This window comes from Alteromonas sp. ABD4_190 (assembly GCF_056160105.1).
Genome location: NZ_JBSWWN010000001.1, coordinates 890,463 through 914,270, shown reverse-complemented (window position 1 = coordinate 914,270; position 23,808 = coordinate 890,463). Strand labels below are relative to the sequence as shown.

At 44.3% G+C, this 23,808-nt stretch carries 24 protein-coding genes; 8 read left to right on the top strand and 16 right to left on the bottom strand.

Annotated elements, in window-relative coordinates; genetic code table 11:
* Positions 1-104: 104 nt before the first annotated feature.
* Both ACXAFM_RS04080 and ACXAFM_RS04075 read right to left on the bottom strand, forming a co-directional pair.
* Positions 105-830: a transposase gene (locus ACXAFM_RS04080; RefSeq protein WP_474833484.1), complete on the bottom strand. Its 726-nt coding sequence runs from the start codon at positions 828-830 to the stop codon at positions 105-107.
* 161 nt (positions 831-991) lie between these two features.
* Positions 992-1,585, bottom strand: a complete 594-nt coding sequence (locus ACXAFM_RS04075) for a hypothetical protein (RefSeq protein WP_474833480.1) — start codon at positions 1,583-1,585, stop codon at positions 992-994.
* Positions 1,586-1,941: 356 nt separating this feature from the next.
* On the opposite strand from ACXAFM_RS04075, the gene ACXAFM_RS04070 reads away from it, so the two are divergent.
* The 3 genes from ACXAFM_RS04070 (at position 1,942) to ACXAFM_RS04060 (ending at position 5,141) form a co-directional block, all read left to right on the top strand.
* Positions 1,942-3,063 (top strand): zinc-binding dehydrogenase, encoded by a 1,122-nt coding sequence (locus tag ACXAFM_RS04070; RefSeq protein WP_474833478.1) that lies wholly within the window; start codon positions 1,942-1,944, stop codon positions 3,061-3,063.
* A gap of 226 nt (positions 3,064-3,289) precedes the next feature.
* The gene (nei, locus tag ACXAFM_RS04065; protein ID WP_474833475.1) at positions 3,290-4,111 is read left to right on the top strand and encodes an endonuclease VIII; all 822 of its coding nucleotides are present in this window, start codon (positions 3,290-3,292) and stop codon (positions 4,109-4,111) included.
* Positions 4,112-4,208: 97 nt separating this feature from the next.
* The gene (locus ACXAFM_RS04060; protein ID WP_474833471.1) at positions 4,209-5,141 is read left to right on the top strand and encodes a bifunctional helix-turn-helix transcriptional regulator/GNAT family N-acetyltransferase; all 933 of its coding nucleotides are present in this window, start codon (positions 4,209-4,211) and stop codon (positions 5,139-5,141) included.
* Between the two features lie 50 nt (positions 5,142-5,191).
* Here ACXAFM_RS04060 and ACXAFM_RS04055 read toward each other — a convergent pair whose 3' ends face one another.
* The 3 genes from ACXAFM_RS04055 to ACXAFM_RS04045 form a co-directional block, all read right to left on the bottom strand.
* Positions 5,192-6,364 (bottom strand): sugar efflux transporter, encoded by a 1,173-nt coding sequence (locus tag ACXAFM_RS04055; RefSeq protein WP_474827142.1) that lies wholly within the window; start codon positions 6,362-6,364, stop codon positions 5,192-5,194.
* Between the two features lie 189 nt (positions 6,365-6,553).
* The gene (locus tag ACXAFM_RS04050) at positions 6,554-7,228 is read right to left on the bottom strand and encodes a nitroreductase family protein (RefSeq protein ID WP_474827140.1); all 675 of its coding nucleotides are present in this window, start codon (positions 7,226-7,228) and stop codon (positions 6,554-6,556) included.
* Between the two features lie 192 nt (positions 7,229-7,420).
* The gene (locus ACXAFM_RS04045) at positions 7,421-7,789 is read right to left on the bottom strand and encodes a hypothetical protein (RefSeq protein ID WP_474827138.1); all 369 of its coding nucleotides are present in this window, start codon (positions 7,787-7,789) and stop codon (positions 7,421-7,423) included.
* A 329-nt stretch (positions 7,790-8,118) separates the two neighbouring features.
* Here ACXAFM_RS04045 and ACXAFM_RS04040 point away from each other — a divergent pair, with 329 nt between their 5' ends.
* The gene (locus ACXAFM_RS04040; RefSeq protein WP_474827136.1) at positions 8,119-8,577 is read left to right on the top strand and encodes a retropepsin-like aspartic protease family protein; all 459 of its coding nucleotides are present in this window, start codon (positions 8,119-8,121) and stop codon (positions 8,575-8,577) included.
* Positions 8,578-8,663: 86 nt separating this feature from the next.
* Here ACXAFM_RS04040 and ACXAFM_RS04035 read toward each other — a convergent pair whose 3' ends face one another.
* From ACXAFM_RS04035 to ACXAFM_RS04020, 4 genes are all read right to left on the bottom strand, one after another.
* Positions 8,664-9,074 (bottom strand): hypothetical protein, encoded by a 411-nt coding sequence (locus ACXAFM_RS04035; protein ID WP_474827134.1) that lies wholly within the window; start codon positions 9,072-9,074, stop codon positions 8,664-8,666.
* Positions 9,075-9,338: 264 nt separating this feature from the next.
* Positions 9,339-9,647 carry a hypothetical protein gene (locus tag ACXAFM_RS04030; RefSeq protein ID WP_474827133.1) on the bottom strand — a complete coding sequence of 103 codons (309 nt, stop codon included), beginning with the start codon at positions 9,645-9,647 and terminating at the stop codon, positions 9,339-9,341.
* Positions 9,647-10,195 (bottom strand): YaeQ family protein, encoded by a 549-nt coding sequence (locus tag ACXAFM_RS04025; protein WP_474827131.1) that lies wholly within the window; start codon positions 10,193-10,195, stop codon positions 9,647-9,649. Before ACXAFM_RS04025 ends, ACXAFM_RS04030 begins: the two co-directional genes overlap by 1 nt.
* Before the next feature lie 349 nt (positions 10,196-10,544).
* Positions 10,545-11,441 (bottom strand): hypothetical protein, encoded by an 897-nt coding sequence (locus tag ACXAFM_RS04020; protein WP_474827129.1) that lies wholly within the window; start codon positions 11,439-11,441, stop codon positions 10,545-10,547.
* A gap of 289 nt (positions 11,442-11,730) precedes the next feature.
* Here ACXAFM_RS04020 and add point away from each other — a divergent pair, with 289 nt between their 5' ends.
* Entirely contained in the window at positions 11,731-12,732 is a 1,002-nt protein-coding gene (add, locus tag ACXAFM_RS04015) for an adenosine deaminase (RefSeq protein WP_474833468.1), read from the top strand.
* A 25-nt stretch (positions 12,733-12,757) separates the two neighbouring features.
* On the opposite strand, the gene ACXAFM_RS04010 is transcribed toward add, so the two are convergent.
* The 4 genes from ACXAFM_RS04010 to ACXAFM_RS03995 all read right to left on the bottom strand — a co-directional run bounded on the left by ACXAFM_RS04010 (position 12,758) and on the right by ACXAFM_RS03995 (position 17,676).
* A complete protein-coding gene (locus ACXAFM_RS04010; protein WP_474833465.1) occupies positions 12,758-13,321 on the bottom strand; it encodes a class GN sortase in 564 nt (187 codons plus the stop codon).
* Positions 13,314-15,674, bottom strand: a complete 2,361-nt coding sequence (locus ACXAFM_RS04005) for a marine proteobacterial sortase target protein (RefSeq protein ID WP_474833463.1) — start codon at positions 15,672-15,674, stop codon at positions 13,314-13,316. The genes ACXAFM_RS04010 and ACXAFM_RS04005 overlap by 8 nt, the downstream gene beginning before the upstream one ends.
* 638 nt (positions 15,675-16,312) lie before the next feature.
* On the bottom strand, positions 16,313-16,546 hold the full coding sequence (locus tag ACXAFM_RS04000) for a hypothetical protein (protein WP_474827121.1): 234 nt from the start codon (positions 16,544-16,546) through the stop codon (positions 16,313-16,315).
* Between the two features lie 176 nt (positions 16,547-16,722).
* Positions 16,723-17,676, bottom strand: coding sequence for a YihY/virulence factor BrkB family protein (locus tag ACXAFM_RS03995; protein ID WP_474827119.1), 954 nt, complete (start codon positions 17,674-17,676; stop codon positions 16,723-16,725).
* A 307-nt stretch (positions 17,677-17,983) separates the two neighbouring features.
* Between ACXAFM_RS03995 and ACXAFM_RS03990 the strand changes: the two genes are divergently transcribed.
* The 3 genes from ACXAFM_RS03990 to ACXAFM_RS03980 all read left to right on the top strand — a co-directional run bounded on the left by ACXAFM_RS03990 (position 17,984) and on the right by ACXAFM_RS03980 (position 20,480).
* The gene (locus ACXAFM_RS03990) at positions 17,984-18,535 is read left to right on the top strand and encodes a type 1 glutamine amidotransferase domain-containing protein (RefSeq protein ID WP_474827117.1); all 552 of its coding nucleotides are present in this window, start codon (positions 17,984-17,986) and stop codon (positions 18,533-18,535) included.
* A gap of 92 nt (positions 18,536-18,627) precedes the next feature.
* Positions 18,628-19,320, top strand: coding sequence for an SDR family oxidoreductase (locus ACXAFM_RS03985; protein ID WP_474827116.1), 693 nt, complete (start codon positions 18,628-18,630; stop codon positions 19,318-19,320).
* Between the two features lie 272 nt (positions 19,321-19,592).
* Positions 19,593-20,480, top strand: a complete 888-nt coding sequence (locus ACXAFM_RS03980) for an SDR family NAD(P)-dependent oxidoreductase (RefSeq protein ID WP_474827114.1) — start codon at positions 19,593-19,595, stop codon at positions 20,478-20,480.
* A gap of 67 nt (positions 20,481-20,547) precedes the next feature.
* On the opposite strand, the gene ACXAFM_RS03975 is transcribed toward ACXAFM_RS03980, so the two are convergent.
* From ACXAFM_RS03975 to ACXAFM_RS03965, 3 genes are read right to left on the bottom strand one after another with little or no spacing between them, the layout of a single operon-like run.
* Positions 20,548-21,963, bottom strand: coding sequence for an ABC transporter ATP-binding protein (locus ACXAFM_RS03975; RefSeq protein WP_474827112.1), 1,416 nt, complete (start codon positions 21,961-21,963; stop codon positions 20,548-20,550).
* A complete protein-coding gene (locus ACXAFM_RS03970; RefSeq protein ID WP_474827110.1) occupies positions 21,960-22,826 on the bottom strand; it encodes an ABC transporter permease in 867 nt (288 codons plus the stop codon). Before ACXAFM_RS03970 ends, ACXAFM_RS03975 begins: the two co-directional genes overlap by 4 nt.
* A complete protein-coding gene (locus tag ACXAFM_RS03965; RefSeq protein WP_474827108.1) occupies positions 22,823-23,806 on the bottom strand; it encodes an ABC transporter permease in 984 nt (327 codons plus the stop codon). Before ACXAFM_RS03965 ends, ACXAFM_RS03970 begins: the two co-directional genes overlap by 4 nt.
* Between the last annotated feature and the right edge of the window lie 2 nt (positions 23,807-23,808).

The window sequence follows — 23,808 nt, the reverse complement described above, 5'->3', positions numbered from 1 at the left end:
CAGAGTACATTAACTTATTTCCAAACAGTTTGTGGTTAAGTGTTCGCAGGTTTGAGCTAGTTGAGCCAACGCGACGTTTTTAAAAATAAAGGGGTCAGAGTACATTAAGCTATTTCCGAGGAATCAGCGGCTAACTGCTCACTGATTTGCGGTGGCCTACCCAACGCTTCGTGTTTTAAGCGGTGCCCAGTCAGGCTTTCAATTTGCTGTTTAAATGTATCGCTTCCCAGTACTAGTCCTCTTCGAGTACCGCTTTGAATTTTATCTATGACAGTTTCAGAAAGTTCATCATCGAACAGAGCGCGGTAAGCGGCAAGACGCTGGTTTTCTGAAGCTCCTAAATTTAGGTATACAGGATGAGGACTGTACAGTGACGAAGGTGTACCTAACGCATTTATTCTGTAGCTTGACCATTTATATTCAACCGGCTTTTCGACCATGTTCGCTCTTACAGGGTTCAGCTCGATATATCTATAAACCGTGAGAAGATATTCGTCGTTAGAGACCAGACTGGAATGAAATCTTCCTTCCCACAACGTCCCAGAGCGTTCATATTTGTGGTTAAAGTACCTCACATACATGCGGCCAAGCGCTTGCATCATCTTGCTTACGCCAAGGTTATCAAGCTTAGGAGTGCAAAGTAAATGAACATGATTGGTCATCAATACCCAAGCATGTATGCCTACATCAAATTTTGCAGAGAACTTTTTAAGCCAGCTAATATAGGCAATGTAGTCGTTTTCACACTTAAAACATATTGAGCGATTGTTACCTCTTTGGATGACGTGTTGAGGATAGCCTGCGGGAGCCAAACGAGGTTTCCTTGCCATAATTTCACCAAATTCCTTTCTATATTCTTTCTACTAAAATGAGTGAATTGAGAAAAGGCTACAACCCTGTACCTATCAAAACTGGTCTAACGGGCAAGCTGGAAGAATGAAATGAATGGCTTGTTTGGCTCTCCTAAATTAGAAAATGTACTCTGACCCCATTATTCATATCCCCAGGGGGCGCTTGGCGTTGCTATGGGATTTTCGAGATCAAAGTCTACCTGTACTTCGCGGGCAGGGCGAATTAGTCGATAGCTAAAGCGACTTGGGTAGATCATCATCTGCCAGACGTTATCCGTTGATGCTGCAATTCCCGATTCTATAAATAACGCTTTTGAATATACATCTGCAGGAAACGACTGCACTTGGGGGAACCCTTCATCTACAGTGTGCCCGCCGTACATGGTTGAAGAGTGGAAACTGCCATCTTTATTTCTGTGGTCGTGTTTTAACATAAGACCAGCGCCAGTCTTTGTTAATATCCAGGTGCGGGACGCATCTTCACCCACATGAAAAGGTATCTGAATTTCTGAGTCTGTACACTTTCGTATGTGCATAACAAGTTCTGCATCACCGAAGGTATTACCTACATTATCTTCGCTAACTTTTCCCTGAAATGCTTTACCGCAGTGGGCCTTTATCGCATTAAAAAATGCATCGTGAGTAGGAATCGAGACCAACGGTGCCTTTTTAGCAAGCGCAGCATTGCTTATTACAGCAAGCCCAAGTAAGACGTACGCACAATACTTTTTCATTTCTTAATTCATCATAGCAAGTTGATACAGGCTTAGCAGTGTAACCCATCTGAGTAATGGGGTCAGAGTATTTTATTGATAAAGGTCATGATGTGATGTGTTATTAGGATATTGGCCGTATCACTTGGTGAAGCCGTTAGGTCGCTTCGCGGAAAAGCTCGTGAAAATATACTCTGACCCCATTAATTTTGAGGGGTGTCTATCTGAGGTAGCGGGGAAATGTACTCTGACCCCTTTTTTGTGGTGTATAAACCATCGAAACGCATATGTATTCGAAATATAAATATTGCTGATAGTTTTGGCGTGTTAGCTTAACAATACATAGAGCGTTTAATTTTTAGGGCACAAGAGTCAATATGAATAAATCTAAACAACTATTTACGCTAATTACATCAGAAGGTGAGCTTCAGGTATCGCTAAAAGAGGTTGATGTTCCAGAGCCAAAGCCGCATGAGGTGATTGTGCGCATGGAAGCCTCTCCGATAAACCCTTCAGATATGTGGCCTATGTTTGGCCCGGCAAGTCTTGATAAAGCCACTTTCGATGCTGATAAGAACGCATTGGTTGCGCCGGTACACAAGCCTTTGCTAGGTCGTATTAAGTCTCGTCTTGACCAAACTTTGCCTATTGGAAACGAAGGTGCGGGGACTGTAGTTGCCGCGGGCGACAGCCCTGAAGCGCAGGCTTTAATGGGCAAGACCGTATCTATTCTTACCGGCGCAGCGTACACCGAGTTTGCGTGTGTGCCTGTGCAGGCATGTTTACCTCATATAGATAGCACTACGCCGCAACAAGCCGCGTCTTCATTTGTTAATCCGCTTACTGCACTTGGTATGGTCGAAACCATGCGTATGGAAGGGCATAAAGCCTTGGTTCACACTGCAGCGGCGTCTAACCTTGGGCAAATGCTGAACAAGATTTGTTTAGAGCAGGGAGTAGAGCTTGTAAACATTGTTCGTAGCCAGGAGCAGGTGGATTTGCTTAAAGGTATTGGCGCGAAAATTGTGCTTGATTCCAGCAGCGAGAATTTTAAAGCTGAACTTTACCAAGCCATCGACAGCACTGGCGCTACACTTGCGTTCGACGCCATTGGTGGCGGTGAGTTAGTTAGCGATATCCTTACCATGATGGAAGCATCGGGCAGTAAAGATGCAAAAGGGTTCAATACCTATGGCTCGGACAGCAATAAACAAGTGTATATCTACGGTGGCTTAGACTTCTCACCGACTATTTTGAACCGTGCTTATGGTATGACGTGGAGCATTGGTGGTTGGTTGCTAATGCGCTTCTTAGGCAAGCTTGATAAGAAGCGTGTAGGCGAACTTTATCAAAAAGTGGCTATGGAAATTAACACAACGTTTGCGTCGTCCTACAGCAAAGAGTTGAGTCTTGAAGAAGCGCTTCAGCCAGAGAATGTGGCTCTGTACAATGCGAAGAAGACCGGCACTAAATATTTGATTGTGCCAAACAAGGGTTAATCAGCCAAACGTTAAAATACGGCAAATTTAGTTTAACTTTGATTCATAAAAGGGTCTGTTGATCTTTGATGTACTAACTTCGGTTTAAAGTACATTAAAGGGCTACAGGCCTTTTTTGTATTCGTTATCATATAGCTGCAAAGATGCTGAAAATGATGCGAAGTAATCAGTAATCAGTAATCAGTAATCAGTAAACAGTAACCGAGATAAAGGTATTTAAGACAGCATGCCTGAAGGCCCAGAGATTCGTCGCGCTGCAGATAAAGTCGAAGCGGTGATAAAAGATATCCCCCTAGAAAAAGTAGAGTTTGGATTAGCTCAGCTAAAACCTTATGTTAAACAGCTAGAAGGCGAAAAAGTCTTGCGCATGGAAACCCGTGGCAAGGCGCTAATTACCCATTTTAGCAATGCGCTCTCTATGTATTCACACAATCAGCTTTATGGCGTGTGGCATACCTGTAAACGCAACGAAATGCCCGAGACTACCCGTCAGCTACGAGTAGGGCTTCATACCGCAACACACAGTGCTATTTTGTATAGCGCGTCTGATATAAGTATTTGGCCAACACAAACCATTCATGAACACCCTTTTTTACAAAGAGTTGGACCCGATGTACTCAACAATTCGGTGACAGAAGAAATGGTATTAGAACGTTTACGTTCAAAAGCTTTTTATAACCGCGCACTAAGCGGTTTATATCTGGACCAACGCTTTATGGCAGGTCTGGGCAACTACCTTCGCAGCGAAATATTGTTTGCAGCAGGTGTTCATCCTTCACTCAAACCTTCTCAGTTAGATGATGAGCAGCTGCGCAGCTTGGCACATCACACCTTGGCAATATGCAAACGCAGCTATGAAACTGGTGGCTATACCGTGTACACAGAACTACGTGAAGTGCTTGAAGCAAAAGGCGTTAACTTTGAAGGTACGCGGTTTATGGTGTTCGACAGGGAAGAGCAGCCTTGTAGAGTCTGCGCCACTCCAATAGAACGCCAAACGTACAATGGACGACGTCTTTATTGGTGTAGCCAGTGCCAGGCGAAGTGAACCACATCCCCGTTTTTTGATGATCAAATAATAATCTGTTTGACTTGTCTCCAATTACGATTAATTATATCCGTAACTGGTTACGGATTTTTGTGAAATGAAGTCATTTAATGAATTGGGGCATATTGCATTAGGTACTGCCTTACGTCAGTTAGCCGCGCAGGTGTCAAAGGATGCGGAAAATACTTATGCGAAATTTGGATTTGCGATAGAGCCAAAGTGGTTTCCAGTATTTTACGTGCTCGCGTCAAAAGGTGCTGATTCTGTCGTGAATATCGCTAAAGAGATAAATCATTCTCACGTATCGGTGAGTAAAATCGTAAAAGAAATGAAAGCACGCGACCTTATTGAAAGTTATAAATCGAGCGACGACTCGCGGGTTACGCTGGTGGCTTTAAACGATAAAGCGAAAGCGATGGTGCCCCAAATGGAAAAGCAGTGCGATGCCATAGACGCTGCCATGCGCGAGCTAAAAGATGAAACGGGTATCGATTTATGGGAAGCGGTGAGCGTAGTTGAAAGGCATCTTCGATATCGCCCCATAAGTGCAAGAGTGGACGGTGACTCGCCTGATATTAAGGTAGTCGACTATGCGCCAAAGTATCGCGAGGCATTTAAATCGCTCAATGTAGAATGGATAAGCAAATATTGGGAGCTCGAAGAGCCCGACTTCAAAGCGCTCGACGACCCTGAAGGCTACATTTTGAATCAGTCGGGTGTGATATTGATCGCGTTAGATAAGGGCGAACCCATAGGCTGCTGTGCACTTATCAAACAAACTGACGATACGTTTGAACTTGCCAAAATGGCGGTGTCTCCCAAAGCTCAAGGTAAAGGGGTAGGGCTGCTGTTAGGTAAAAGTATTGTCGAAAGAGCGAAACTGATGGGGTTAAAGCAGCTTTATTTAGAGAGCAATTCGGTACTTAAGCCCGCAATACGTTTATACGAAAAGATAGGGTTTAAGCATATTAAGGGGGCGTCATCGCCTTACGCGAGATGTGATGTGCAGATGGAGCTACGATTAAAATAGTCTGGGTGTACTAAAGCATAAAGAAAGTACGCGCAAAAAAAGGCAGGCTTCTAGCGACCTACCCGGTGCTTTACAAACATGAACACTAACATCACGTTTAAGCCGAATATGGCAATGCACAGCGACCCTATGGTGGCATCTCTAAAACTAAAGAATTGGGCCACAGTGCCCGCGCCAATGGTGCCTAACATCATACCCACACGGGTGGCATTTGAATAAAACGCTGATGTGAACCCTGTTAAATCGGGTGCTTGTTGTTGCAGTAGTGTCAGCCCAATACCGGCATATAAACCGTAGAACAGTGCGTTTAATATTTGAAGTGTTAACAGCTCCCAACTTGACTGAGAAAAGTACACGCCAACGTAAAAGCAACAGCCGAAAATAAATGCTACTGCCATGATACTCGCAGGAGGGAAGCGTCGAGCCAGCTTGGCCGCGAGTAACATAGTAGGTATTTCAAGCGCAGCCACTACGCCCATCATTAGCCCTGGCAAATTTTCCGGCAACCCCAGTTCATTCATTACGTACAAAGGCATGGATGATAAATACATGACATTGCCTGCCATTCCGGCAAGTATGGCCAACCCAACTAGCCAAAAAGGCAGCGATAGCGAGCCTTTGAGGCTTGTATTGAGTGACTGTTGGTTGGCTTTTTGAGGCGGCACAACATTCACTACGAAAAGCGTTGCAACAGCCACGCACGCGATGGCCACCGAGAAGGACGCTGCGAAGCCAAAATTGGCAACCAGCGTAAATGCTAGCGGCGGACCTACTACCCAAGCGAGAGAGATAGCAGCGCGAACTTTTGAGTTAAAGGCGGCTAAGTCGATGTCTTGGTTTTTTGCCCATAATCCCGAAACGGTCAACATCTGAGACACGGCCCCGGCACCGACGGACATAAACAATACGCCTGCTAGAAAAACGTGCCAAAACTGTTTGCTGAATATAAACGCGACCATGGCTATACCCACGCAAATCATGGTGAGCCCGTAAAGACGATTTGCGTTAAAACCTTTGTCTGCCAAGTGACCTAAGTATTGACTGATCACTAAACCTGATAACGTCACAGACACCATATATATACTGATATAAATAGGCTCAACATTGATCTCATCAATGAGAAAGTAGCTCATGAGTGGCGTAACAAACGACGATGTTAGGCCAGTTAATAGACTTAACAGTAAAAAAGGAAGTTGTGGAGAGAATGCGTGACGCGATGACATGAGGATACGAGCTCCGAGGGACTGTTAAACGTGGTTGACCGAAATTCGTAAAGAAAAGGTCGCAGCCCTTAATAACGAGGGCGCATTATAAGTGCTGCGTATCTCATGTCTATGACAAAGCTTTTATTAGTTATACCGTTTTAAATACTTAGTTTACTTCATGCGCTAGGCCCATAGCGCGTTGTAGATTTAAAGAAAGCTCGCAATTTCGCTAAGCGACTTTTTCTTCATGGCGTGTGCAGGAATTGTGGCGTTATCCGCCGGATAACCTGCAATAATAAGCATGTAAGCGCGCTCGTTATCAGGCCGCTGACAGACTTCGGTTAAAAAGTTCATTGGTTTTGGTGTGTGGGTCAAGGTTGCTAAACTTGCGTTGTGAAGCGAAGTAATAAGCATACCCACCGCGATACCCACCGATTCGTGCACATAGTAGTTTTGGCTTTTTTCACCCGTTTCTGTTTCACCAAATTTTTGACTGAATACGGCAATAAGCCAAGGCGCGGTTTCCAGATACGGTTTACATGCGTCAGTGCCTAACGGCTTAAGGTCATCTAGCCATTGTTGCCCAGCACGCCCATTATAAAAACCGCGCTCATGCGCTTCAGCCTGTTCGCGTATTTGTTGTTTTACTTCACGCGACTGTATTGCGGCAAAATGCCAAGGCTGATGATTCGCTCCACTAGGTGCAGTGCCAGCGGTCAAAATACAGTTTTCAATTACTGCTTTATCAACGGAGCGGTCGCTAAAGTGTCGAATGCTGTGGCGACGCTGCATGGTTTTCAAGAATTCTTCGCTGCGAGCAAGCATTTGCTCTTTAGGATATTCAATAAAATCGTTGAGTGGTGAATGGTCGTGAGGCTGCATTTACTTTCTCTTATTTGTTTTCTATTACTTTATCGCTTCTGACGCGTTATTAAAAATAAAACGGGCAAAACAAATGTTGTAGTGCAGAGCAAAATACCAGGTTACGTGATTATGTATGCACAATAAAAAAGCGATTCACTCAGGCAAAAGTGAATCGCTTTGGTGCAATCGGTTGGAAGTTGCAAGCAACGATTAGTTACGCTTGAACGGCGGGCGCGTGCCTCGTTTTTGTGTGTCAGCTTGCTCTTCGAGTACCTCAAGTTGAGCTACGTCGTAAACCGGCATCATTTTTGTCACTCTACGAAATGGGGGCTTGCCGCGCATAATGACGTCTTTCACTTCTACATACTCGATGGCGTCTTGTCCTACCGACTCTAGTTGTGCAACATCGTTAATCGACAAGCTTACGATTTTGCGTTTAAACGGTGGCTTACCTGAATAATCAACAACTTGCACATCAACTGTTTCATCGCTTGATGCGGACATTGCCTGTGCTGCATTTGCAGAAAAGCCAAGTGAAACAGCGGTAATTAACGAACCCAATACATAGCGTAATTTCATGTTGTGTCCTCTCATTGAATTGCTACTTTAGTCTATTGTATGACCAAAAAAGTTCTAAACAATGGCGATTGGTGATAGCCATTTACTATCACTTAACTGCTTATAGAAAATTTTAACAATCAAGAAGATCGCGAGGAATAAAGCGATAACGGTTCACGATGGACATTGGGTGATTAATCATAGTGCAGGAAAAATGAGTGAATGCACCGTTGTGGTGCCATAGCGCTACGTGGTTTTAAAGACTGCTGGCTAAATCAATCACTTACCCTTTGGTCTTTATCTTGCTGTTACCTAATACCTATTAAGAAACGGCACAAGGTACACTTGCGGTGAAGTTAAAATTTAAGGCGCCGTCTTTGGCGCTATCAGCTTTATTATTCGCTTTTGCATCGACAGTGTCGGCGATAGAACAAAGTATTCCACTTTCCCAAAGCAAAGGCGGCACGCTTTATTTAGAGGCAACCTTGGAATCGAATGTGAATGCCTCATTTTTATTGGATACGGGTTCAAGCCTGCTGACCTTAAATCAAGCCACCTTTGATGCTTTAACACGCAACCAAAAGCTGCTTGCCACGCGAACCTCGGCCGCAAGAATGGCGAACGGAAAGATCGTCAAGATATCTCAGTATCAGTTAAATTCTGTTCGCATTGGTAACACTTGTGAAGTTGGGCCGGTGGAGGTCGCTGTGCTTCCGAAAGGCAATAATATTTTAGGCATTAATACCTTATTAAGGGTTGCCCCCTTAACGATAACGTCCGATTCTGTGATTTTAGCGGGGTGTGAATAGCCTTAATTAAAAACACCTGTTTTATCAAACGCAAACAAAAAAGCGAACCCGAAGGCTCGCTCTCTATTTTTTATAGCGCGGTTAACTTAATCGTCGCACTCGCTAACGTCGCCGCCCATTTGCTCTTTCATTTTCACGCAAGCTTCATGTGCTTTCTTCGCTGCTGCATCTTTAAACTCACCTGCTTTTTCTGCAGTTGCGTCATACGCGTCAGAGGCCATATCTTTGCCGTCTTCATATGCGTCTGAAGCCATCTCTTTGCCATCTTCATAGGCATCAGAAGCCATTTTCTTACCGTCATCAAAGGCATCAGATGTTGCGTCTTTGGTTTCATCCCAAGAATCTGCCGCGCCTTTTTTCGCCTCTTCATAGGCTTCAGAAGTTGTCTCGCCTGCCTTTTCCATCTCTTTGCTTACTTCGCTTTTTGTTTCTTCGCTAGATTCTGTACAGCCCATTAAAGACAGTAGTAGTGCTAACGCCATTGCTTTAGTTTTCATTATGAAGCTCCTTTTACTGGGATAGTGGCTATTTTTATAACCGATCAACATGGTGTTCGAACATGCAGCATAAGGCTAAGTGGTACTAGCCATTTAATATCAATATTTGGCAAGCTGAATATTCAACTAATCCAGTCTAGCCTACTTATCTAGTAAAGTGTAAGTAGACTTTATGCGGAAAAATGAAAGGTTTATAACAAAATTTATGCGATTTATAGAATATGTGTGCATCGCAAGACGTGGTTTTGTGATGCACTACGCGCGTTAATCTTCTGGACCTTGCGTAGTGAATACAAGATGTCGACGCATGTCTTTCAACACTACACCTTTTTTAAGTAGCGCTGCGCTTAACCTTCGCTGCCATTTTTTTAATTCAGGCTCGGCCCGTGATAGCGTCTCTTCACTTTCGAATTGAAATCTTAGCAGTAAAGAGCCGGGGAATTGATGATATTGAACGTCGAACCAGCATTGTTGCATACCTTCAAGTTCTTCAATTCCTTGTGCTTCCAAGCTATCGGCTACACTGAAAACCAGTGCTTGTTGTTTAAGCTGAACGGCAGAGAGCTTTTTCATTACAGGTGTTTCTCGATAGCTACTTCAACGCTTTCGGTCACGTCGGCACCTTCAATGGTTAACCAAACTTGCCCGTCTTGAATGGTAACCTGTATTTGCATAGAGCGATGAACTGCTTTCGCCAACGTAGCAGCTAGCGGCTCTGGCAAAGTAAAAACTGATAGGTTTTTTCTTGTCTGTAACTTGTTTTGCTCTTTCTTCCACCAGGCATCAAAGCTATTGTCAGCGTATGAATAAATCATCATCTGTTGACTTTGATTACAGCCCTTTTTGATGCGCTGTTCTGACGGTTGACCTAACTCAATCCACAACTCGACTTCATCGCTAAAGCTCTTCTGCCACAAATCAGGCACGTCGTCATCAGAGAGCCCTTTGGTAAACTCCAAACGCTCGTGAGCATTAACAATAAAGGCGATAATGCGGAGCATCATGCGCTCGTCATTTTCAGATGGATGCCGGGCAATAGTAAGGTTGTGATCGTTGTAGTAGTTACGATCCATATCTGTAATTGATATGTCAGCTTTAAAAATGGTCGCTTTAAGAGCCATGGTGTCCCTGCTTTGTGTTTATTAAGGCTTTCGAAAAAACTCGTGTGCCATGCGAACAAACGCTACAGCAAATTTTGACGCTATATTACCAGTAAAATGCGTTGCCTGCTGTAGCTAAGAGGCCTATATCACATGTAAGTACGCGTTTATTTTTTTGCTAGATAAAAAAGGGAAGGTTTTATTTAGTTATGTGAACCCAGACTACAAAGTTCGCCCTTCGGCAGAATTGGTATTAGCGGTAGCGAAAACCCTTAAAAAAGAGATGTAATGACTTGTGCAAGCCTTATCAAGGCGCAGTCCTTGAGCCTTGATAAGCTATCGCCACCACCACTTAAAAAGTCGCCAGCACTTAAACGGCAAGTAGAGTTGCGATTTGCGATGCTAGTTTTTTAGGGGCAATGTAGGTATCGCCCTTACAGTCTTTTACTACGTTCAATAGTGCTTTAAGCAGCGGTTTATTTTTTACATTGCGCTGACAGACCGCGTGAATAGTATTGAGCGCTAGTGTACCTCCCAACGTTTTCATATCGTCAATATTCAAATTTTGTAAAACGCGATTTGCCGTATAGCGGCGCCATGACATGTGGTAGCTGTCAAAATCGCACGTTAGGTCAACGCTGAGTGCCGCTTGAAGCGCCCAACTTAACGGTCGGTAGTGCAATAGGTGTTCGGTAAGTAAAAAGATCTCTAGTGCGTGCTCGACAAATAAACAAGGCTTAGCGTGTTTACTTAATTCAACTATCGGGAACACGCCTTCAGCAGCAAACATCGACGTCACAAATTCAAAGGTGTAATAGCCATCGCCATGAATGGCAAGCAGTAACGATTCTATCTCATTTAGAAGAGCTGAATCCGAATAGTTTCCGATGTGCTGCAACGTTAAGTTATCTAAAAATAGCGCAACTATTGGGTAGCGAGCATTAAGCTCTACCCATTCGCTGTCTGTTGAACAACGTTTCGCTTTTTGGCTTTCTAGGTAACAGTCATAGCAGGCCAAATTGACAGAAGCGTGGGGCGAACTTGTCGAATAAACATATCCTGCCCATGCCATCATTGGCGATGAATTTAGGCCGAGCGCTTTTATATCTTCAATTGACGTACCTGGCGAACAAACTATTTCGACAAACCCATGGGCGGACATCACATCTAGTCCCATAAACTCGGGGTCTTCTTGCATGTGTTCGAATGAATACGCACCATTACGCCAGCCTGCTAAATAGCAGCCTTCTATACACTTTCCGCACATAACTGTGCTCCTGTTATTTAAGTTATAAGGGGAGATGACTGGTTAGTCTTAAGTTGAAAACAGTTTATGTAAAAAGCCCACATCAAAAAATGGGAGAATGTAGCTTTGAAAAACTGCAAAGAAGCATCGACAAGTATGGCGTCGACACGATAGGTGAAACTTAAAACAAATTTCGTTTCAAAAAAAGTACAGTTTTGTCCCGCTATAAAAAAGTTATTTTCGGGCAGAAAGCGAGGTTTAATGCGGTAGGTGTTATACTTGAGAGTGCTTTTATTCAAATCGTATTCCCATGATTAATAACACACTTCCGCTTCTAGATTTACACCGCCACCTAGATGGTAATGTGCGCCCGCAAACTATTCTTGAGCTTGGGCAGCAGTTTAATATTAATCTGCCCGCTAACTCGATAGAGGAGCTGCGACCACATGTTCAAGTAATGAAAATCGCGCCGGATTTGTTGTCATTTTTAAATAAGCTAACATGGGGCGTTAAGGTTTTAGGTAATCTTGATGCTTGTAGACGTGTGGCTATTGAAAACGTTGAGGATGCGGCAAAGCAGGGCATCGATTACGCAGAGCTGCGCTTTAGCCCTTACTTTATGGCAGAAAGCCACGGTTTGCCTACACAAGGTGTGGTTGAAGCGGTTATAGATGGTGTAAAAAGCGCAGTCGAAGAGTACGATGTTAAGGTTAACTTGATAGGTATATTGTCGCGCTCTTATGGCGCAAAAGCGTGTCAGCAGGAGTTAGATGCAATACTGGCATGCAAAACCCATATTACTGCTATCGATTTAGCGGGCGATGAAAAAGGCTTTCCTGGTGACTTGTTCGTAGAGCACTTTAAACAAGTGCAGCGTGAAGAGTTAGCTATCACAGTGCACGCGGGTGAGGCGGTGGGCCCTCAGAGTATATGGCAGGCTATCAATGACTTAGGTGCTATGCGAATAGGGCACGGTGTTAATGCCATTCATGATAGTAAGCTTATGGACTATTTGCGCGATAAGCGCATTGGCATAGAAAGTTGTTTAACCAGTAACATACTCACAAACACGGTAACTTCATTGCCAGAACACCCGTTAAAAACCTTTTTAGAACACGGCATATTAGCCTGCCTAAATACCGACGATCCAGCCGTTCAAGGTATAGAGCTAGATCATGAATTTGATATCGCGGCCAAGCAAGCGGGCTTGACTGCTTCTCATATTAAACAAGCGCAGAAAAACGCCTTAGAAATAGCGTTTTTAAGCGAAAGTGAGAAAGCCGCACTCGTAAAGAAAGTGGGGTCAGAGTAACGACACTGACCCCACAACTTCAGTTTTATGAAGGCTTGAGCTCGACAACTAGCCTTAAATGGTTGTCTTGGGCGATGGTATGAAATGGGTAACAGGTGACTAAATACAGTCTTTTTTGATTGAGCTGAACATTCAGCGTTTGGTTTTTTATATCAACAATGCGCTTGGCTAAAATTCGATAGGGGTGCCATATCCCATCAGACGTTTGAAGTTGTAGCGCATCACCAATATTCACCTTTTCAAGAAAGGCGAAATGGGTGTCTTTGTGGCCTCCAATAACGCTGGTTTCACTGGCCAGCTCTCCAGCATTGATATGTCTTCCTGGGCCAAAGGCCAACGCATTACCCTGGGCACCTTCTAGAATATATAAGTCGGTATCGCTTTTGGGATGTACTAACCGCCCGACGGGCCACGTGTCTGCCCATTGCCACGGCTTAACTTCAGCGCCCGTTTGTAAGGTTTCTGCCCAAGCTTTTTCAATCAGTACTTGGGCTAACTCTGCTTTTATCGATATCCACGCAACATTGCCAAACCCAAAGGTTACAGCTGCAATAAGCAACACACTTATAAGTATTTTGAGCTTAACCATTGTGCGTTACTCTTTCGTCTTTTATAAAAATACGGCATTGCCTTAAAAGAAAACCTTGAGTTTCCCTCGTGTAAAGCAGTACCAAAAAGAGGAGTGAAAACGCACCAATAGCGAGGTAAAAGTTAATTCCTGCAGAAGTTTGCGGATAGCTAACGGTACGCATTTGTGTACCCTGCGGCATTAGGTTTTTTATGTTTTGTGATTGAACGTTTGCCGATTCAGGTCTTGATACTACCTCTTCAATAGCAACAAAGCTGGTATATGCCGTAATTAGATTGTGGGCTAGGGCTACGTTAATAATGTCGTTTTTAACCTCGTTTTCTTCTCTACCAAGAGCCTTTTCATCCATTAGCGCCGCAATTTTTTTACGTGCCCATGCGGTAGCGATACCATTGCGTTGAGTTGAGTGTGATGGTTTAGCATTAGCCGAATTATCGCTTACGTTGTTATTACGCTCAGCTGCTAAATAACGAGCTTGTATACTGCGTTGCCACTGATGGGTATTGCCCTCTTTGTCGGTTAACGTACCGCTTAGTAATAGGCTGTTGTCTTCGTTGTGTTCATCCTTTTCATTACCATTATTACGCTTTTCGTGGGTATAATCGGGCACTTTTAAATTAATGAGCAGTGGCTCGCCAGCGTACAAATCAGGCAGTCGTTTTGGATAAACTTCAATGTCATCTCTATGCCGCATATTCTTAGGTAGAGTTAAAGAAAGATTGCTTAACACTGGGCTCTCTAGCTTGCTAAACAAGCGCTGCATTTCTTTTTGAATGTTATTTGGGTTGTTGATAAACACGTAACTACCCCGACCGAATTGTGCTGCGCGGGTCATAAAATAGCTGTTAGGTGCGCTGCCAATTCCTACCGTAAAAAGCCTTGCGCTACCTAGCTGTTGTTGAATCATTGAAAAGAGTGCAGCTTCATTTCCGACGGCGCCATCAGTGATAAATACAACCTGTTTAATGTAGTTTTCTTTTGGCTGTGCGCTTAGCGCTTCTAAAAGGGCGCCCGCCATTTCGGTCCCACCGTTTGCGTGTAGCTCAGAGATAAAAGATAGGGCCGTTTTTATATTATGTGGCTTAGTATTGGCAGGTTGACTGAATAGTTTTGTGTAGCTTGAATTGAATGCCACAATATTGAACCTGTCCTTTGCGCCAAGTCTTTCAATCGCTAGCTTCAACGCGGCTTTGGCATCTTTAATCGGACGTCCGCCCATCGAACCCGATGTATCTATGATAAAAGTAATGTCGCGCGGAAAGTCTTGAAGATCGTCAGGGTTAACTTGAGGTGGTGTTAGCATAACTAGCGCATAGTGATCTGAATCTATATCTTCAGCGAAATAGGCTGCTTGTGGAGTAGCGTCCTTCGATGGGCGCCACCGCAACCACACATCTTTATTCATGGTTACGTGTTTATCATCAATCCAAGCGCGGTATTGATATTTAGCGTTTTCAATAGCATGCCAGTTAAGTTGATGGCCTGTGCTATTGATAGAATCAAGCGGCACTCCCGCGTTTATTGTTGCATTAAAAGAAAGCTGATTCGTATTACTATCGGGCTGAGCTGGCGCCATAAACGGTGTTATTTTATCGGCGTCACTGACTTCATTTGTGGGTAGCGCCCAGCCTGAAACAAATGTGTTATTGCTCGTTAAACGACTGCTGCCATGATCTGTGCTTTGCGGGGCTCGCTTTCTTCTACTTTCAGCGTCGTCGCTGGACGCGTCATTGAAATTTTCTTCTTTGTGATTGTTTGCGCCAGTGTTGCCAGGGTAAGCATGTTCATTTAAATCGGCATCGCTTAAGTTTCTTGTAGGAATGCCAGGGATATAGCGAGGAGTAAGGGTGGTAGGAAGGTGGAAGCTAAACTCTCCATTATCATACGCAACCTGCTGTATGTACTGTAACTTAACTGTGATCTGTTCATGTGGAGCTATATTTGCTAAATGTTGAGTGAATAAGTTCGGGCGCTGTTGTTGCGTTAAGCTGGCTTTCTTTCCCGCTTTTTTTGCTGCATCAAACGCTTCTTTAGCTTGAGCTTTCGGCTTTATTTTCCCGACGATAACTCTATCGCCAATAAGCATTTCCATACTATTTATCGCCGCGTTTTCATTAAGCGGAAAGGTATACACACCATGTTTCCATTCATCGCTATCATTGGTAAACGTTTGAGAATAGGTGACGTGAGCAATCATGCCGTTAACTTGCAGCTCAACGTGAGTAGAGTGTAATAAGGCGGGTGACGGTTCTCCACCCTTGCTCTGCATCATGAGCTCACCTGACTCTGCGCGACTTAATGGGCTTACCGCCACACCAAGCAAGAAACACAGAAATGAAATAAGTATTAACATGGTATGGCTGCGAGACTTTGGCGCGTGTTGCCGCTCGCGAAACAAGGGCCTATGTGTGCGACTAGGGGTAATGTAGTCACGCTTGGGTGTTTTGGTAAATAGCATTGAATAAGCTCGCTTTAAGTGACGATGCTTATTATTAAACGCCCAGAATAGGGCGAATTATGAACAGTTATTATGGCGAGGTGGTGAAGAAAAATGGCGAAAGTGTGTTTCCCACTTACCGTTCAGTGCATTCGCGAAGCACAACATTTAAACACGTTAACTTCAAATGAACTGCTCTAGCGAAAAAGCTGCGAAAAATAGCAGCGAAAAACTACCCACGTTTAGAAAGCGTTAGCCAAAAAACACGTTACATACAGATGCAGTTGTTTTCAGGCTAGCGCTTAATTGTAGGGGAAGGGAAGACATTTAGCTTTTTCGCTACGATAGTACAAAGCAGTGAAATAATGAAAACAACTATTGATGTCACGACTATTTCTGTACGTCCATTGAAACTGAAATAATGTGTGGCAGTGTTAAGCGAAAAAACGGTTAAAACAATAATTGAGAGCATATAAGCAATGTATTTAACTATTTGCAGGACTGAGATATTCATTAAGAAGTTCCTTGAAGAGGAGGCAAAAAGCCTCCGTTTTTTATTCGTCAGTTTCAGTAGTGCGTTCTGACATTTTGTCGCCTATTTTGCCACCAGCGTAACCTAAACCGCTAGATAAGCCGCCCAATGCAGCGCCGCCCAAGCCAGCAGCAGCTCCACCTATGGCGCCAGCTCCTACTGAGGCCCAAAAGCCTCCCCAACTAAAATCACCCCAGCAGTGCTCTTCACAGCCGCCGGAAACATTCTCGATATCAGTAAAACTTAATTCTTGCATTGTATAATTCCTTTTATGAATTTACCCAACATTGGGTAAGAGAAAAGGTATACAAAACGCTGACTGAATTTAACTGAATAGAAGTATAGTTTTTAAGTTGCGCTGATAACGCGACTCACTTATTTTTCCGTAAAATTAGCCTTTAATCTTACCGCGCCATGCTTGATTTGTAACCGCTAATGTTTCACGTCATCTGGAGTATGGTCAGCTACAAAAGCATTCCTTTCGCCCATAGGCTTGTCTTCGCCTTTGGTACTATCGGCTGTTGTTTGAAGCTCTATTGCCGAATTGACCTCTGCACCGATAAGGATGATGTAGGCACTTATATACAGCCACATGAGTAAGATGATAATGCCGCCCACAGAGCCATAGGTTTTGTTATAACTTGCAAACTCATTCAGGTAGAAAGAAAACGCATAGGATGCTACTAGCCATAGTATGGTGGCGAACAGTGAACCTGGTGTCACCCAACGCCATTGGGCTTCACGGCGGTGTGGCGCATAGCGGTACAACGCTGACAAAGCTAGATTGAACAAGCCAAGCATGATGGGCCAGGTTATCCATGTAGCTTGCTCTACGCTAATAGACTTTGCCGTTATCCAGACTATCGCTTCTGGTAAAATGGTAATGCAGGCTAAGGCGACTATTACAGTTAAGATCATGAATATCGTGCAGGTCACACGAGCCAGTATCCCTCTTAAAAATCCTCGCCCTTCCGATTCACTGTACGTGATATTACAGGCTTTTATAAGTGCATTAGCGCCTTTGCTACTGCTCCAAAGTGAGAGCAAAAGGGTAAATAAAAAGCCCCAGCCGAGGGCCGAGCTTGATTTTTCGGTCAAATTGGTAAGCTGCTCTTCAATAATATACCGGCTATCGGCTGGCACTACGTTAACAAGTAACGACATATGGGTTTGTAATTCTTCTGGTGAAACCATAAGACCGTATAGGGCGATAGTTGCACCGAGTAAAGGGAATATCGCAAGTAAACAGTAGAAAGCAACACCCGCAGCAATAAGGGGAATATTGTCTTTTTGAAGGCTGGTGAATATACGCTTTACTATGCTCCACCAGCTTTTTAGTGAAAGCTCGAATGCAGATTTTGCGTGCGTGAATCGTCCCTTTCTCATGGTTCCTCGAATCTTTTCGATAAGTACGCGTTCGTATTCTTGTATACATCAAAATGAAGAAGACGGCTTAATAAGATCTGTAAATCATTCATGGAGCGTGCGAATAATTGATAAAGCCTTCAATAAAGCTCAATTTGAACATTAATGAAAAAAATGAATTTAAATAATGGGTTACGTGTTGTTGGAGATGGTGGTTTGTAATTTGCAGTCAACTTTTTACCAAATTGATAAGCGTAGCCCTAGATAATCGTTCTAGCGTCTGTAGGGCTTCGGAAATTCGATAGAACGTTCAAAAGGAGTAACTAGTATGAGCAACATGCAAAATCTTCAGGGTAAAAAAATTGCCATTTTGGCAACCAATGGTTTTGAGCAAAGTGAGCTGGTTCAGCCTAAAGAGATGCTTACTGAGCGTGGTGCACAGGTAGATATTTTATCCATTGAAGATCAAACCTCTATTAAAGCATGGGATGAAGACGATTGGGGTAAAAACATTAAGGTTGATTTGCAAGTTAAGTCGGCAAAACTTAGCGATTACGACGCGCTTGTACTTCCCGGCGGTCAGATAAACCCAGACGTACTTCGTACTAACGAAGATGCGGTAAACTTTATAAAGGAAGCAAACTGTACTGACAGCATCAAAGCCGTAGGCGCCATTTGTCACGGCCCGTGGCTATTAGTGGAATCGGGTTTAGCGAAAGGTGCAACACTTACTTCATTCCCTAGTATTCAAACGGATTTGAAAAACGCAGGTGCGAATTGGGTAGATAAAGAAGTGGTAACCGATGATAAGTTGGTTACAAGCCGAAATCCTGACGATATCCCAGCCTTTGTCGATCAAATTAGTAAGATGATTGCATAGTGTCTTTCCAAACTTTAGCTTCTCTTCACATTGCGAAGCTGTGAGAGAAGCAGACTTACGATAATTTCTATGAGTTAAAAATGGGAGATGATATGTCAGATTCTACACCGAGCGACAAGGTTATTGCGATTACCGGTGCTTCTAGCGGTATAGGCAAAGAAACAGCAAAGCAGCTAGTTGATAAAGGTTACAAAGTTGCGCTTATCGCGCGAAGTGAAGATAAGTTAACCGAGTTAGTTAACGAATTGGGCGAAGACAATGCACGCGCTATTAAGGCTGATGTGAGCAACTTCGACCAAGTGAACCGCGCATTTGAGCAAGCACATAAGCACTTTGGTCGTCTAGATGGCGTATTTGCCAACGCTGGGCGTGGCGCCAAAGCGGCTGGTATTGAAAAAGGTGATGTAGAAGACTGGGACGGGATGTTAGGCGCTAACGTCAACGGTCTACTTTATACCGCTAAAGCAAGTTTACCTTTTCTTCGAAAAACGAAGGGGCATTTTATTATCACTAGCTCTGTTGCCGGCAGAATAGCCCTTAAGGGTTCTGTTTACGGTGCTAGCAAGTGGTTCGCCTACGGCTTTGGTCAAAATCTTGCTGAGGAAATGCGTGAGTGGGGCGGTCGATGCACTACAATCTGCCCCGGCATGGTAAACACGCCATTTTTTGACGAGCCCAAGGAAGATAAACTTCAGCCAGCGGATATCGCAAAATCGGTATTATTTGCCCTAAGCGCAGAAGAGTCAGCCTGTGTTCGCGAGGTTTATGTTATGCCGGCGAAGTAAACGAACTGACCACGGGCAAGAGATAGTCTATTCAAGCAAAGGGCAGGGTTAGTCACTGTCCTTTTGTGTTTGCCCCTCTACTATTTTTAACCTGCCTTATTAATTTCATGAAGCTATCCAAATTAGCCAAATAAAGTATTTTCCCCCTCCTGTTACCCCTAATCTAGGTGTGTAGATAAGCGCTAATTGAGTGAGATAGGCGATTTCTAATTCCTCATTGAAATGGCTTTTCCTAAGGGCCCGCGGCGCAATAACAATAACAGGAGAGTAAGATGTCTAACGAATTTAAGGGTAAGACTGCTATTATTTCTGGCGCCGCTGGCGGCATAGGGTTAGCGCTGGCAGAGGCATTGGCAAGGCAGGGTATGAATATCGTCATGGGCGATATTGATAACGTAGCTTTGACAGAGTCGGGTAATGATTTACGAGAGAAAGGTTTTGACGTACTAACCTGTGCCCTTGATGTTACCGATTACGCACAGTGGGAAGATATCGTAGCTAATGCCAAAGAGAAGTTTGGCAGGGTTCATATGGTCATCAATAATGCTGGTGTTGGCGGTACGCCGGGGAAAGTTGAAGATTCGGAGCATGAGACCTGGCGCTGGGTTATGGACGTTAACGTTATGGGCGTACTCTATGGCGCACAAGCATGCGTGCCAGCTATTAAAGAGCACGGAGAAGGAGGCTGGGTGCTAAACGTGGCGTCGATGGCAGGAATGATGGGAATGCCGTATGCGGGGGCTTATTGCGCATCAAAGGCTGCGGTTGTCTCTATGACAGAAAGCTGGGTACCAGAACTGAAACCTTTTGAAATCCATACTTCTGTATTGTGTCCAGCATTTGTGAAAACCCGCATTCACGAGTCGTATAGAAATAGGCAACAAAAATACGCAGTAGCCGCTGAAAAACGCATTGATAAAGAGAAACTCAAAGCAGGCGCTCAAGCAGCCACTAAAGCTGTAGAGTCGGGAATCGATGCCTCTGTGCTAGCTGAGCGCGTGATAGAGGCGCTTCAGTCAGAGCAAACTTATATTTATACACACCCGAATTATCGAAAAGTTACTACGGCGCGCTTTAGCGCGATTGATAGCGCATTTGTCGATGCTGAGCAGAGTCAGTCTGTAGGTCATCTTATTGATGATGAAATCGTGACTTTTTAGTTCATTCGCGGCTACGGTTTGCGTATAAATACACGAAAGTGCCCTGAATCTTGTCTTCCAAAAGCCGTTATATAACGGCTTTTGATGTTGTGAGAGTCTGAAGGTCTATGACGCGGTCACAGGCTTTTTCTAGCTGTGTTCTGTCGTGGCTGATAAAGAGCACCGTGCAATTTTCTTCTCTGCATTGATCGACAAGTAAGTGAGTAATTGCCTTACTTGTAATGGGGTCTAGCCTAGATGTTGGCTCGTCAGCTATAAGTAGCTTGGGCCTTAGTAGCAGCGCGCGCAGCAATGCAATGCGTTGAAGCTCACCTCCACTTACTTCAGAGGCGCTGCGCTCAAACAATTGCTGGTTAAGGCCTAGTTGAGCTGAAAGCAAATCAGCACGCTTTTTAGACACATTGTGAAGCTTTATTACGTCATCAATCAATGATTTAAGCGTAGTGTGATCGGCAAATGAACTGGGGGGATCTTGATATAGCTTTAGGGTTTGATAACGGTGTAAAAGCGTATGAAACGCAATATTGCCTTGATAGGGTAGAAGCCCAAGTAGAGCATCACCTAGAGACGTTTTTCCACTGCCGCTATCACCACAAAGCCCGACAATTTCGCCTTCCCCTAAAGAAAAACTAAGGCCAGTAAATAGTGTATGGTTACCTCTCACAATTGTGAGGTCATTCACCGATACCAGCGGTGCAAACCTATGCGTTTTTTTTGTTGTAGCCGTCCAGTGTTGCGGAGCCGACGCAATAAGGGTTTTGGTATAGTTTGAAGACGGGGAGGACAGTATCTTGCGGGTATCACCTGTTTCAACCAGTTTCCCGTTTTTGAGCACCATACATTTACCACCCAGTGCCTCTGCCACTGAAACATCGTGCGTAATGGTAAGTAGCGTACCGTCGTTAGCTTTTTGCTTTAGTTGCTCAATAATATGATGTTTGCGTCCAGGATCTAGCCCTTTTGTGGGTTCATCGGCTAGAAATAAAGGTGCATTAGTCGCTGATGCACAGGCAAAAGCAACACGCTGTGCCATTCCACCGGAAAGTTGAGAAGGGACCTTATCACTGTCGTCTTTAAGAGCCAGGTTGTCTAGCTGTGTCTTCGCACTCTTTTGTGCTTCGCGAGCACCGTTACCTAATGTAAACCGAAAAACTTCGGCGACTTGCTGGCGAATTTTCATCATTGGGCTTAGAGAATGCCATGGCTCTTGCGGCAGCATAACAATGTCTCGCCCCCACAATTGTTCACATTCACGTCGGTTCGCACGAAGCATATCAACACCGTTTACCAGAACATTTCCCGTAACCTTCAGTGCAGACGGTAAGTCGCCCATAATTGCTTGCGCTAGCAGACTTTTACCTGCCCCGGTTTCACCCAATATAGTCAGTGTCTCGCCTTGTTCAAGGTTAAGTGATAGATCCTCTACAATAATGGTGTCTTGCGCGTAAATTGATAAATGTTCAATAGCAATGTATTGGCTCACAGTTTGCGCTCCAATGCATCACTCTTTGATAGTCTACTGCTGTCAAAAATGAACTTATTTAAACGAGGTGTTTTGTCACTCTTCGCAGAAAGTAAGTGAAAGCTCAGTACGAGAACGAATAGGGTGAAAATAGGTTGTGCGAGCAGCCAAGGTGCTTCGTGATAGTATGGAAAAAGCTCAACTATCATCAGCCCGAGCTCAGGGCTGGGTGGTTTTAAACCAACATAAACGAAGCCCACCGATGCCATGGCGATAATTGAGGATGAGGCACCAAAAGCAGCAAGTGATAACACGTCTAGTCGAATGGCGGGCCATATATGCTTACTAAATAAATAACGTTTTGGAAAACCCATTAGCGCAGAGTTTTCGAGTGCAGGGCCTGTCACTACTGGTAGAGTGATAGCACGTACCAGCCTGAAGTACTCGACGGCCAGTACTAAGGAAATGGCTAAATACAGCATAATGAAAGAGCCGGGTAATAGCGCCGCGAAAAGAAGAATAAGTACCAGTCCGGGGAGCGCCAATATTGTATTGGCAATGAAATTCAACGTCGTATCTACCCAACCTCTACACCACGCTGCAATTACGCCCGTTAGCACGCCAATGATTGATGAACTTAGTACACACAGTGCAGCGAGAGAAAGTGATATGCGCAGACCCTCTGAGATTCTGGCTAACATGTCGCGTCCGAACTGATCTGTACCTAACCAATGTTGCGCACTTGGGGCTTCGAGCACTTGCTTTAAATTTTGTTGATTACCGTTTGTTCCCAATAGAACAGGCTCGCCCAACGCAAGTAATAAGAGCAGCATCAAAAGTGAAAAGCCAATCACTTTTTCAACAGGTAAGGCGGGTGTCTTCATTGGCCATGTCCTCGATTTTCCCTCACCCTTGGGTCGAGTGCATACTGACTTAAATCGACAAGTGTGTTGACCAATACGAATAACATGCCCATTATCAAAGCAGTGCCTTGTAACATAGTGATGTCGCGGGCAAAGACAGCATGGGAAAGTCCGTGTCCTATGCCGGGCCAAGCAAAAAGGCTTTCAATCATAATTACGCCTTCAATCAACCCAATAAGCTGAATGCCCATGAAGGCTAGAGCAGGTATAACAATGTTTGGAAGCGCATGGCACCTAAACGCCTCTAGAGCGCTTAACCCTTTGATCTTGGCGAAATGGAAATAACCCGACTGAACCGCATTAACAGTACTGTTGCGAATTACGCGGTTTGATATAGCGGCCAGGCTTAACCCTAAGGTCATTACAGGTAATATGGTATAGACAAAGCCAGAAGAGCCCGCAACCGGTAGCCAGTTGAGCTCTAGAGCAAAAATAAAGATGAGAATTAGCCCCAAGCAAAAGACCGGTTGAGAGCGCACGAACGTGGAGAACACTAATGTTGTTTTATCAAAAAGAGAAGCACGGCTTTTAGGAGTATTTTCACTTTTTCGAGCGCTTCTGATGCCGCTATAAATTCCCAGAGGAAACGCAATTAATGCGGATACCAGAATAGCGAGTCCAGCGAGAACAAGGGTGTAAGAAAGCTGATTTTGTAGCTCAACAACAATGGGGGCACCCGTGACCAAGCTTTTGCCTAAATCCAGAGAGGCTAAATCAGTCATCCAGCTTACGTACTGTTCGAAAGCGCTTCTGTGCAGATCAAGTTCTTCTGCTACGGCGTTAGCGGCGCTTGTGCTTACCGCATCGTCACCGTAGCGGCCAGCCGCTATTTTGTAAGCCATATCTCCAGGTAGTGAACGGGTTATAATAAATGTGAGTGTGCCTACACTCCACGCCATCAGTACAGCTTGAAGCAGCCGTTGAAGTAGGATCTTTCTCATTA